This window comes from Streptomyces sp. NPDC001868 (assembly GCF_040297125.1).
Taxonomy (GTDB): Bacteria; Actinomycetota; Actinomycetes; order Streptomycetales; family Streptomycetaceae; genus Streptomyces.
The window spans coordinates 69,723-81,582 of the sequence record NZ_JBEOYO010000021.1; the positions used below are offsets into that span (position 1 = coordinate 69,723).

The window sequence follows — 11,860 nt, forward strand, 5'->3', positions numbered from 1 at the left end:
GGTGCTGTTCTACTTCCGCTGGTCAGGGGTCGGTTCCGGTTCCCGGGTCGGTTCCGGTTCCGGGGCCGGTTCGGCGGCGCGGGGGCGGGGGCGCAGCGGGAGGTCGGTGGTGACCTCGAAGCCGCCCTCGGGGCGCCGGCCGGCGCGCAGGGAGCCGCCGACGGACTGGGCGCGCTCGCGCATACCGATGAGGCCGAAACCACGGCCGGGATCGGGGGAGCAGGCCCGGCGGGACGGGGTGGCGCCGCCGTCGTCGGTGACCGTGACCGTCAGATGGGCCTCCTCGTAGACGAGGCGGATGTGGGCCGTGTCCGCGGCGGCGTGCTTGCTGACGTTGGTGAGGGCTTCCTGCACGATCCGGTACGCGGTCAGATCCACCCCGGGGTCGAGCTGCCCGGGGGACCCCTCGGTGATGACGGTGACCGTGAGACCGGCGGACTCGCACGCGGCCGTCAGCTCCGGCAGCTGGTCGAGCCCGGGGGTGGGCGCGAGCGGTGCCTCGGGGTCGTCGGGGCGGCGCAGCACACCCACGGTGGACTTCAGCTCGCGCAGCGCCGACGACGTGGTGGCCGTCAGATCGGTGAGGATCCGGTGGGCCTGCTCGGGGTCGGTACGGGTGAGATGCGCGGCGGTGCCCGCCTGGGCGTTGGCGAGGGCCAGATGGTGGGCGACCACGTCGTGCAGATCGCGGGCGATCCGCATCCGCTCCTCGGTGACCCGCAGCCGGGCCTCCTCCTCCCGGGTGCGTTCCGCGTGCTCGGCCCGGGACTGCACCGACTTCAGATAGGCCCGCCGGATCTGGGTGGCCCGGCCCGCGGCGAGCGGCAGCAGCAGCCAGAAGGCGGGGCCGATCGTCCGGAGCACCAGGGAGAGGTGCTCCATGGAGTCGGAGACCAGGGCCGCGAGCGTCATCGCCGCGATGGTGGTGAGGCCCCAGTGGCGGGTGGTGAGCCGGGGCGTCAGGGTGGCCAGCCAGTACAGCGCCGCCATGATCGGGGCCAGCAGCAGGGGGGTGATGAGGAAGCCCTTCGCGATCGCGGCCCCGGTGCACAGCACCGTCACCAGCAGGGCGGCGCGCGGATGCGTGCGGTGCTTGAGCAGGCTGACGCAGGACACCCCCATGACGGCGGCGGCGACACCCTCGTGCTCCGGCGGCTTGGCACCGGGCAGGGTGAGTGCCAGGCCGAGGACCACACAGCCCATGAGCGCGCAGCTCGCCGCCAGATCCACGAGGAAGGGGTGGCGGTCCGAGAAGTCCTCCAGGCGATCGGCGTAACGCCGATCCGCGCTGACGGTCGTGGGCACTCCGGCGGTCGTGGGCACTCCGGCGGTCATGGGAACTCCGGTGGTCATCGGGACTCCGGTCGGGGTCGGGGACCATGGTGGTCGACTGCGGGGCGGAACGCCCGAGGGGCCGTCCGTGTCCTTGGCCACGGACGGCCCCCGGTGGGGGGTGGGGCGGTTGGCTCAGGTGCGCGTCCCCGCAAGTTCGGCCGTCTCGGCCGGGGCCGGCTCCAGGGCGTCGGCGCGGCGGGTGAGCGCCTCGCCCTCCACATCGACGTGGGGCAGCGCCCGGTCCAGCCACTTCGGCAGCCACCACGCCTTGTCGCCGAGCAGGGCGAGCACGGCGGGCACGATCGCCATCCGGACGACGAACGCGTCCAGCAGGACCGCCGAGGCCAGCCCGAACCCGATCATCTTGATCATGGAGTCGCTCTCGCCGATGAACCCGGCGAACACCGCGATCATGATCAGGGCGGCGGCCACGACCACCCGGGCGCTGTGCCGGAAGCCGCTGGTGATCGCCTCGTCGGCCCGGTCGCCGTGGACGTACGCCTCCCTCATCCGGGAGACGAGGAACACCTCGTAGTCCATGGCCAGACCGAAGACGATCCCCACCAGGAAGATCGGCATCAGGCTCATGATCGGGCCGGTCTGCTCCACGCCCAGGAGCTCCGCGCCGTGGCCCTGCTGGAAGACCAGGACGACCACACCGAGCGAGGCGAGCACCGACAGCAGGAAGCCGGCGGCGGCCTTCAGCGGGACGAGCAGGGAGCGGAAGACGACCAGCAGCAGGATGACGGCCAGACCGACCACGACCAGCAGATACGGGACCAGCGCGGACTGCACCTTGTCGGAGATGTCGATGTTCAGCGCGGTGGATCCGGTGACCTCGAACGTCGCCCCGGTCTCGGACTCGATCCCGGCTCGCTCGTCCCGGATGACCGTCACCAGGTCCTTGGTCTTCTCGTCGGTCGGCGCGGTCGCGGGCACCGCCGAGAAGACGGCCGTGTCACCGGCCTCGTTGAAACGGGCGGGGGAGACGGACACGATCCCCTTGGTCGCCCCGATCTCCTTCGCTATCGTCTCCGCGGCGCCCTTCGCGTCGTCCGTGCCCCTGGCGTCCACCACGATCGTCAGCGGCCCGTTGAACCCGGGCCCGAAGCCCTCGGCGAGCGCGTCGTAGGCCCGGCGCTCGGTGGTGGAGGTCGACTTGGCCTCGTCGCCGGGCATACCCAGCTGCAGATCGGTCATCGGCACCGCGAGCGCGCCCAGGCCGATCACCCCGAGGATCAGCACGGGCAGGGGCCGCCGCAGCACGAACCGGGACCAGCGGGTGCCCCCGTTGTTCTCGCCGCCCTCCTCGATACGGCCGCTCTTGCGCGCCTTCCGCGACAGCACGGCGTTCGGCCAGCAGCCGAGGACGGCCGGGACCAGGGTCAGCGCGATCAGTACGGCGACGACGACCGCGCCCGCGGCGGCCAGCCCCATCTTCGTCAGCATCGGAATGCCGACCACGGACAGCCCGGCCAGCGCGATGACGACGGTGAGTCCGGCGAACACGACCGCCGACCCGGCCGTGCCCGTCGCGAGCGCGACGGACTCCTCCGGCGTACGGCCCTTGGAGCGTTCCTCGCGGTAGCGGGAGACGACGAACAGGGCGTAGTCGATGCCGACGGCGAGGCCCAGCATCATCGCGAGGGTGCCGGTCGTGGTGGACAGCCCGAGGGCGTCGGACAGGGCGAGGATCGTGGCCATGCTGAGGCCGACGCCCACGAGCGCGGTCAGCAGCGGCAGCCCGGCCGCGGCCAGCGAACCGAAGGTGACCAGCAGGACGACGGCGGCGATGGCGACACCGATCACCTCGGCCATTCCGCCCGCACCGGCCTGCTCGGCCACCGCGTCGCCGCCCGCCTCGACGGTCAGCCCGGCGTCCTGGGCCTTGTGCAGCGCGTCCTTCAGATGGTCCCTGCTGGCGTCGGTGAGGTCGGTCGCGGCGGCCTTGTAGGTGACCGTCGCGTACGCCGTCGTGCCGTCCTGGCTCACCGCCCGCGCCTGGAACGGGTCGACGGCGCTCGCCACCTGCGAGCCGTCCGCCAGCTCGGCGACGGTCTCCTCGACGGCCTTCTTGTTCTCGGTGGCGGTGACCTTCTCACCGCTCGGCGCCACGAACACCACCCGGGCGGTGGCGCCGTCCGCCGTGACACCGGGGAAGCGCTGCTCCAGCAGGTCGAACGCCTTCTGGGACTCGATGCCCGGCATGGAGAACTCCTCGTCGGAGGCTCCTGGGGCCTTGAGGGCGCCGACACCTACGGCGCCCAGTACCGCCACCCACAACAGGATGACGTACCAGCGTTTGCGGAAGGCCAGCCGGCCCAGCCGATGAAGGAAGGTTGCCATGGGTCGCAGGTCTCCACGTCAGAAGTCTCGGATGCCTGCTCAGACTCCCGTTCCGAGGCCCGTCCCGTCGTCGTGCGGCTGCCGACAATCGCGGGTACTCAGTACGCAGTACGACACGGCCGCCGGGTCACCCCGGGGTATGACCGGGGCGTCACCGGGGTATGACCGTAGATCGGCCTGTGCGCCGTGCGGATTCGGCCTACATGCCGTGCAGGGTGTCGCGGGAGGCCTTGATGAACTCCTTCAACGCGTCCCAGAACGGCGAGTAGCAGGCGTCGAAGCGGGCGGCGGCACCGACATCGCCCTCGATCATCGCCTCGATCGCCCTGTGGAACGGATTCGTCGTCCGCCGGACCTTGTTGGCGAGATCGGCGACCTCGTCGGGCCCTTCCAGCGAGACGACCCAGGTGAGATTCCGCAGCGTGGCGTACTCGTCCCGCTGCAGCTCCCGCAGCCGCCGCAGCTCCTCGACCTGCTCCGGCCCGAACCCGCCGCGCTCGCCGTTCCCGGCGCCCCGGACCACGTCGGACACCTTCCAGTGCACATCGCTCAGCCGCTGCGCCTGCTCCATGAACTCCGCGTACGCCGTCCGCCGGGCCTCACGCAGCCGCTCCACCCGCTGCGCGCTCGCCGTCGTGTCCGCCTGTATCCGCGCCGCCCGCGCGGTCCCCCGGCTCGTCACCCAGCTCGCGAGCACGGCCGTACCGGCGGTGAGCGCGGCGATCCAGAACGCGCTGTCAGCCACGGCGGGCACCCAGCGAGCGTTCGGTGACCTGGGCCAGATGGCCCGCGAAGACCGCGCGGGCGTCCGGGGTGAGGGTGCGCAGGGCGACCAGCGCGGTGATGACCACGTCGCACAGCTCCGCCTGGACGTCGTCCCAGGTGTGGGTGGTCCCCTTGCGGGGGTTCTGCCCGGTCGCGCCGATGACCGCCTGCGCGACCTCACCGACCTCCTCCTGCAGCTTCAACATCCGCAGGAACAGGCCCTCTTGGCCGTCGTACGGCTGGTCGGCCTCCAGCCAGGCGTGGAGACGGGAGACGGACTGCCAGAGGTCGGGGCCGTCAAGGGACTGGGGCTGCTCGCTCATGGGCGCAGCTTGTCACGCGCCTATGACAGTGACGGGCGTTCCGCCGAAGGAAGGGGTTGGCTCCGTCGGCGGAAGAGGTGTCACTCCTCGAACAGCGCCTCCTGCTCGCCCTCCTTCTCCTTCCGCACCCGCTGGTTGCGCATGCCGACGACCACCGCCGTCACCGCGGCCGTACCGGCGAGCGCCGCCGGGACCATCCAGCCACGGTCGAAGACATGGCCGAACGCGTGGTCGAGGGAGATCCGGCCGGGGCCGGTGACGGCGAGGCCCGCGGCGGCCAGTCCCAGGGTCGCGGCGTACTCGTAGCCGCCCTCGGCGTTGAAGAAGCCGTTGGGCGCGTGGATCGCGGTCGCGCCGCCCATCGCGCCCGCCGCGGCGGCACCGGCCGCGGGCGTCGCGAGGCCCAGCGCGAGCAGCGCGCCGCCGCCCGTCTCGGCGAGCCCGGCGGCGGTGGCGCTCGCCTTGCCGGGTGTGTACCCGACGGACTCCATGAAAGCGCCGGTGCCCTCGATGCCGTGCCCGCCGAACCAGCCGAACAGCTTCTGCGTCCCGTGTGCGGCGAGCACACCGCCCGCGCCCAGCCGGAGCAGCAGCAGGCCCAAGTCACGTCGGTCGAATGCGGTCATGACCTCTCCCGGACAGCCGTACGAATGTCCCCTCCCGCGTATCCACCGTCGCACCGATCACACCTGCCCGGCCCGCCCGCGCGCCCGTTCGGGTGGCGCGGAATCCGGGCCGCGCCTCCGGTGGCGTACCCGTCGCAACGGTGTGAGGCTGACCGGCATGACGATCGCACCAGCCAAACTCAGTGACCCGACCGTCCGGGCCTTCGTCAACGCGGTGAACGCCCATGACCGCGACGCCTTCATGGCCCTCCTCGCCCCCGACGCGACCATGGCGGACGACGGCTCGGACCGGAACCTCGCGGAGTGGACCGACCGGGAGATCTTCTCCTCCCATGGCCACATGGACGTCCACCGGGAGTCCAACGGCGGCCGCTCCCTTGTCGCCAACTACCGCAACGACACCTGGGGCGAGATGCGCACCGCCTGGCGCTTCACGGTGTCGGAGGACGGCAGGATCAGCCGCTTCGAGACGGGCCAGGCGTAACTCCCCGCAGGGCTCGGGCGGTTCGATCGGTTCCAGGGCTTGCGTTCGTGTGCACTCCAACTCCTAACGTCCATGGTCATGGAGACGAACACGCACACGTCCACGCACCCGTACACCAGGCCCCTCGGCCGCAGCGGTATCCAGGTCAGCGCCCTCGGCTTCGGCTGCTGGGCGATCGGCGGTGAGTGGCAGGCCGCCGACGGACAGCCGCTCGGCTGGGGCAAGGTGGACGACGAGGAGTCCGTACGGGCGGTCCACCGCGCCCTCGACCTCGGTGTCACCTTCTTCGACACGGCCGACGCGTACGGCACCGGGCACAGCGAGCGGGTCCTCGGCCGCGCCCTCGGCAAGCGCCGCGCGGATGTCGTCGTGGCCACCAAGTGGGGCAACGTCTTCGACGAGCCGACCCGCACCCTAACCGGCCAGGACGACACCCCGGCCCACGCCCGCCGCGCCCTCACCGCCTCCCTGGGCCGGCTCGGCACCGACCACGTCGACCTCTACCAGCTGCACCTCTCCGACGCCGACCCCGAGCGCGCGGCCGAACTCCGTGACAGCTGCGAGGAGTTCGTACGGGAGGGCCTGATCCGGGCCTACGCGTGGAGCACCGACGACCCGGACCGCGCGGCCGTGTTCGCCGAGGGGCCGCACTGCGCGGCCGTGCAGCACCGGCTGAACATTTTGCAGGACGCGCCCGAACTCCTCGTGCTGTGCGAGGAGTTGAACCTCGCCAGCATCAACCGCAGCCCCCTCGCCATGGGTCTGCTCACCGGCAAGCACACCCCCGGGCGCGCCCTGGAGGCCGGTGACATCCGCAGCACCCCGCCCGCCTGGCTGCCGGGCTTCACCGCGGACGCCGGCGCCGACCCGGAGTGGCTCGGCCGGGTCGAGGCGCTGCGCGAGATCCTCACCAGCGAGGGCCGTACGCTCGCGCAGGGCGCCCTCGCCTGGATCTGGGCCCGCAGCCCGCGGACCGTGCCCATCCCCGGCTTCCGCTCGGTCGCCCAGGCCGAGGAGAACGCGGGCGCCCTCGCGACAGGGCCGCTCACCGCGGACCAGGTGGCCGAGATCGACCGGGTTCTGGGGCGGTGAGCGGCCCGTACGGGAGAGCCTGACAAGGCATCAGCTCGCGTACTGCTCCTGTTCCTGCTCCGTGAGCGTCAGCCGGCCCGCCTTGGGCCATGATCTCGTCGCGGGTGCCCTCGTCGAGGTTGCATTCAGGGCTGCCGAGGGGCTATTGCCAGGAAAGGCCGCTTGGATACCGCCCGGAGAAGAGATATCCGGAGAAGAGATATGTGGCGGGCAGCCGTTCCGAGTTCCGGTGCTTACCTCGCGGTCCCACGCGAGGTCCGCCCCCTTCCGGACCACGGAACGGCTGCCGCCTCCCCCCTCGGGTTGGCCACGGAAGCCACCGCCTCCAAGTGTGAAGCTCTCGTGGAGACGAGTCCTGAGCATATGCCTGCCACGTGCTCGAATGGTCCGGAGCGACTGCCTCCGTTTGTGCAAGTTGAGGCATGGACGAGTCCTGGCGGGGCCGTGGCGCGGAGCCGCGTCAGCCTTCCCGGCCGCCGGCTCCCACCGATTGAGCCGACCCCTGCCGGTCGATCTGCCCCCACCGGTCGATCTGACCGCCTGTTAGCGTGCGTGGATGGAAGATCTGGGAACCGTGGCCTGGCCGCCCGAGCCGATCAGGACCGCGAGGCTGGTCCTCCGTGAGCCCGAGGCCCGGGACCGCGCGACGTTCGTCGACCTGCTCGCCTCGCCGGAGGTGCACACCTATCTCGGCGGTCCCCGGCCGCGTGAGGAGCTGGAGCGGGAGATGCCCGGGACGCCCCAGCGGTGGCCCGGGAGCTTCGTCGTCGATCTCGACGGGGCGATGATCGGCCACATCCTGCTCAGGAGGGCCACGGGGAGCCATCGCCCGGCCGCCGTGGGAAAGGCCGACCTCGGCTATCTGTTCCTGCCGCGGGCATGGGGATTCGGGTACGCCGCCGAGGCGTGCGCGGCGGCCCTCGGCTGGCTCGCCGACACGCTTCCTGGCGAACCGGTGGTCCTCACCACCCAGACCGCCAACACCGCCTCGATGCGTCTCGCGGCGAAGCTGGGGTTCACCGAGGTGGAACGGTTCGAGGCCTGGGGCGCCGAGCAGTGGCTCGGCATGTGGTCCCCGGTCCTCCGGTAGCGGCGGCGCCCTCCTCGGGGCGGTGCCCGAAGGGGGCGCCGTGCCTCAGCCCCGTCCCACGTACGGCATCGTCGTGGCCATCACGGTCGCGAACTGCACATTCGCCTCCAGCGGCAGCTCCGCCATGTGCCGGACGGTCCGGGCCACGTCGGTCACGTCCATCACGGGTTCGGGCAGGAGCTGCCCGTTGGCCTGGAGGACGCCGTTGGCCATGCGTTCGGTCATGTCGGTGGCCGCGTTGCCGATGTCGATCTGGCCGACCGCGATGCCGTACGGCCGGCCGTCCAGGGAGAGGGACTTGGTGAGGCCGGTCAGGGCGTGCTTGGTCGCGGTGTAGGCGACGGAGTGCGGGCGGGGGGTGTGCGCGGAGATGGAGCCGTTGTTGATGATCCGGCCGCCCTGGGGGTCCTGCTCCTTCATCTGGCGGTACGCCGCCTGCGCGCACAGGAACGCCCCGTTGAGGTTGGTGTCCACGACATGCCGCCAGGCCGCGTAGTCCAGCTCCTCCACCGGCACCCCGCCCGGACCGAACGTGCCCGCGTTGTTGAACAGCAGATCCAGCCGGCCGAACCGGTCGCGCACGGCGGCGAGGAGCGCGTCCACGTCGCCGGGGCGTGAGACGTCCGTACGGACGCAGAGCGCTTCCGGGGTGCCGGTGCCGGTGCCGGTGCCAGTTCCGGGGTCGGTGCGCGCGTCCGTCGTGACACCGGCATCGGCATCGGCACCGGTATCGGCACCGACCCCGGCCTCGGCCGCCGTCTCGGCGAGCCTCTCCTCCCGGCGGCCCGCCAGCGCCACCGACCAGCCGGTGCGCAGCAGTTCCACGGCCACGGCGCGGCCGATGCCGGAGCCCGCACCCGTCACGATCGCGATCTTGGTTCCTTTAGCCTTCATGGGCTCGCAGCGTAAAGGAGGGCCCGCGCTCGGTCGCGCAGGTGGGGCCCGCTATACGGAACTCATCCGTCCGCCATCTGGGTGTTGTGTACGTGACAGAAGATCGTTGAATCTGGCCACTCCAATACCAAGCACAACTACCTTCAGGGGAAGGCCAGATGACACGCGCAGCCCATGAGCCGATGCGGCCCCGCTCGTCCCACGCGCCCGAGATCCGTGCCGCCGCCCGGCACTTCGACCGCCGCCGCTTCCTCACCGTCACGGGAGCCGCAGCCGCCCTCGCCTTCGCCACCAACCTGCCCGCGGCCGGCGCCGCGGCCGCCGCCACGCTCGACGCGCGGCGCATCACCGAGGACCCGTTCACCCTCGGCGTGGCCTCCGGCGACCCGCTGCCCACCTCGGTGCTCCTGTGGACCCGGCTCGCCCCGGCCCCGTACCAGCCGGACGGCGGGCTGCCCGCCGAACGCGTCGCCGTCCACTGGGAACTGGCCCACGACGAGAGATTCCGACGGATCGTCAGACGCGGCATCGCCACCGCCCACCCCGAGTTCCACCACACCGTCCACGTCGAGGTCGGCCACCTCGCCCCCGGCCGCGTCTACTACTACCGCTTCCGCACCGGCTCCTGGATCAGCGAGACCGGCCGCACCCGCACCGCGCCCGGCCGCGCCCACCTGACCGGCGCCACCGGCCTCTCCTTCGCGGCCGTCTCCTGCCAGCGGTACGACCAGGGCTACTACACCGCCTACCGGCACCTCGCGGACGAGGACCTCGACGTCGTCTTCCACCTCGGGGACTACCTCTACGAGTACGCCGTGAACTCCGTCGGCGGAGCCCGCAACTACACCGACCGCGTCCTGCCCGACGTCTTCAACCACGAGACGGTCACCCTGGAGGACTACCGGCTGAGGTACGCCCTCCACAAGACCGACCCCGACCAGCGGGCCGCCCACGCCGCGCACCCCTTCGTCGTCACCTGGGACGACCACGAGACCGAGAACAACTACGCGGGCGACAACCCCGACGGCGGTGAGCCCTCCGAGGAGTTCCTGCTGCGTCGGGCCGCCGCCTACCGCGCGTACTGGGAGAACCAGCCGCTGCGCCGCCCGCAGCGCCCCGACGGCCCCGACATGAAGCTCTACCGCCGCTTCACCTGGGGCCGCCTCGCCCAGTTCGACATACTCGACACCCGCCAGTACCGCTCCAACCAGGCGCAGGGCGACGGCTGGCAGATCCCCGGCCCGGAGTCCGCCGACCCCGCGCGCACGATGACGGGCGCCACACAGGAGCGCTGGCTCCTGGACGGCTGGGCCGAGTCCGACGCCGTCTGGAACGTCGTCCCCCAGCAGGTCACCTTCTCCCAGCGCCGCAACGCCGTCGGCGACGTCTACAAGGTGTCCATGGACGCCTGGGACGGTTACACCGCCTCCCGCGAACGTCTCCTCGCGGGCGCGGACGCCACCGGTGTCGAGAACCTGATGGTCCTCACGGGCGACGTCCACGTCGGCTACGCCTTCGACATCAAACGCGACTTCGACGACCGCTCGTCCCGGACCGTCGGCACGGAGCTCGTCGCCACCTCCATCAGCAGCGGCGGCAACGGCTCCGACAAGCCCGCCAACTGGGACACCTACATGACCGCCAACCCCCACATGCGCTTCTACAACGGCCGGCGGGGATACGTGACCGTGGCTCTCGACCGCGAGTCCGCCCGCGCCGACTTCAAGGCCGTGCCGTACGTGACGACGACCGGGGCCGGCATCTCGACGGTGGCGTCCTTCGCGGTGGAGGCGGGCAGGCCCGGGCTCACACCGGCGTAACGGCCAGTTCGTCGCCCCGACGGTCGTCCTCGCCGGGATAGCGCACCCCGATACGGTCCCGGATCGCGTCCAGGGTGCGCATCACGGCGAGGCTGCCGTCGAGGGGGACGAGCGGGGACTCGGTCTCGCCGGCGCGCAGGGCCCGCATGACCTCGGAGGCCTCGTGGCGCAGGCTGTTGCGGGGGCCGTCGGCCGGGTCCGCGGCGAAGGTCTGCGGGTCGCGGCCGTCCCGGTGCAGGACGAACTCCTCCGGGAAGAAGAAGCCGGACGGGATGTCGATACGGCCTTCGGAACCGGTCACCGAGGCCGACGTGCCCGTGCCACCCACGATGGAGCAGTGCACCGAAGCGAGGGCACCGCTCTCCCACGAGAGCAGTGCTCCGGTCTGGAGATCGACGCCCTCCTGGGAGAGCACCGCTCTCCCCGTGACCTCCGACGGCTCCCCGAGCAGCAGCTGCGCGAACGACACCGGGTACACCCCGAGATCGAGCAGCGCGCCCCCGCCCTGCGCCGGATCCCGCAGCCGGTGCGAGGGCGGGAAGGGCCCGGCGAGCCCGAAGTCGGCCTGCACGGTCCGCACTTCACCGATCACGCCGTCCCGCACCATTCCGGCCAGTCGCCGCACCAGCGGATTGCAGTACATCCACATGGCCTCCATCAGGAACCGCCCGCGCTCCCGGGCCAGTGCGACCAGCTCCTCCGCCTCCCGGGTGTTCAGCGTGAACGCCTTCTCGCACAGCACGTTCCGCCCCGCCTCCAGGCACATCCCGGCGGCGACCCGGTGCGCCGAGTGCGGAGTGGCGACGTACACCACGTCGACGTCCGCGTCCTCGGCGAGGGCGCGCCAGTCGCCGTACGCCCTCGGTATCCCGAAGCGTTCCGCGAAGGTCTTCGCCGAGGCCTCGCTCCGTGAGGCCACCGCCACGACCTCGGCGTCCGGCAGGTCGACGAGGTCCGCCGTGAAGGCCGCGGCGATCCCTCCGGTCGCCAGGATCCCCCACCGCACACGTCCGTCGTTCGACATCGCCACCCCTGTCCTCGGCCCCGGGGCGGGATTGTGACCCCGCCCACGTCGTACGAGCTGA

General features: G+C 71.8%; 11 protein-coding genes. 4 read left to right on the forward strand and 7 right to left on the reverse strand.

Translation table 11 applies throughout. The features are described from left to right. Positions 1–9: 9 nt before the first annotated feature. From ABT147_RS24300 to ABT147_RS24320, 5 genes are all read right to left on the reverse strand, one after another. On the reverse strand, positions 10–1,353 hold the full coding sequence (locus ABT147_RS24300; RefSeq protein ID WP_351409534.1) for a sensor histidine kinase: 1,344 nt from the start codon (positions 1,351–1,353) through the stop codon (positions 10–12). Positions 1,354–1,467: 114 nt separating this feature from the next. Then, the gene (locus tag ABT147_RS24305) at positions 1,468–3,681 is read right to left on the reverse strand and encodes an MMPL family transporter (RefSeq protein ID WP_351409536.1); all 2,214 of its coding nucleotides are present in this window, start codon (positions 3,679–3,681) and stop codon (positions 1,468–1,470) included. Positions 3,682–3,880: 199 nt separating this feature from the next. After that, entirely contained in the window at positions 3,881–4,426 is a 546-nt protein-coding gene (locus ABT147_RS24310) for a hypothetical protein (RefSeq protein WP_351409695.1), read from the reverse strand. Continuing rightward, entirely contained in the window at positions 4,419–4,769 is a 351-nt protein-coding gene (locus ABT147_RS24315; protein WP_351409539.1) for a MazG-like family protein, read from the reverse strand. Before ABT147_RS24315 ends, ABT147_RS24310 begins: the two co-directional genes overlap by 8 nt. 80 nt (positions 4,770–4,849) lie before the next feature. Continuing rightward, positions 4,850–5,395, reverse strand: a complete 546-nt coding sequence (locus ABT147_RS24320) for a DoxX family membrane protein (protein WP_351409541.1) — start codon at positions 5,393–5,395, stop codon at positions 4,850–4,852. A 157-nt stretch (positions 5,396–5,552) separates the two neighbouring features. On the opposite strand from ABT147_RS24320, the gene ABT147_RS24325 reads away from it, so the two are divergent. From ABT147_RS24325 to ABT147_RS24335, 3 genes are all read left to right on the forward strand, one after another. Next, positions 5,553–5,879, forward strand: coding sequence for a nuclear transport factor 2 family protein (locus ABT147_RS24325; RefSeq protein ID WP_351409543.1), 327 nt, complete (start codon positions 5,553–5,555; stop codon positions 5,877–5,879). Between the two features lie 72 nt (positions 5,880–5,951). After that, positions 5,952–6,971 carry an aldo/keto reductase gene (locus tag ABT147_RS24330; protein WP_502983146.1) on the forward strand — a complete coding sequence of 340 codons (1,020 nt, stop codon included), beginning with the start codon at positions 5,952–5,954 and terminating at the stop codon, positions 6,969–6,971. 556 nt (positions 6,972–7,527) lie between these two features. After that, entirely contained in the window at positions 7,528–8,061 is a 534-nt protein-coding gene (locus ABT147_RS24335) for a GNAT family N-acetyltransferase (RefSeq protein ID WP_351409547.1), read from the forward strand. A gap of 45 nt (positions 8,062–8,106) precedes the next feature. Here the strand turns inward: ABT147_RS24335 and ABT147_RS24340 are convergent, their stop codons facing one another. Further along, on the reverse strand, positions 8,107–8,955 hold the full coding sequence (locus tag ABT147_RS24340; protein ID WP_351409550.1) for an SDR family oxidoreductase: 849 nt from the start codon (positions 8,953–8,955) through the stop codon (positions 8,107–8,109). A 158-nt stretch (positions 8,956–9,113) separates the two neighbouring features. On the opposite strand from ABT147_RS24340, the gene ABT147_RS24345 reads away from it, so the two are divergent. After that, positions 9,114–10,775, forward strand: a complete 1,662-nt coding sequence (locus ABT147_RS24345) for an alkaline phosphatase D family protein (RefSeq protein ID WP_351409552.1) — start codon at positions 9,114–9,116, stop codon at positions 10,773–10,775. Here ABT147_RS24345 and ABT147_RS24350 read toward each other — a convergent pair. Continuing rightward, a complete protein-coding gene (locus ABT147_RS24350) occupies positions 10,762–11,799 on the reverse strand; it encodes a Gfo/Idh/MocA family protein (RefSeq protein ID WP_351409554.1) in 1,038 nt (345 codons plus the stop codon). The two genes, ABT147_RS24345 and ABT147_RS24350, sit on opposite strands and share 14 nt — an antisense overlap. Positions 11,800–11,860: the final 61 nt, after the last annotated feature.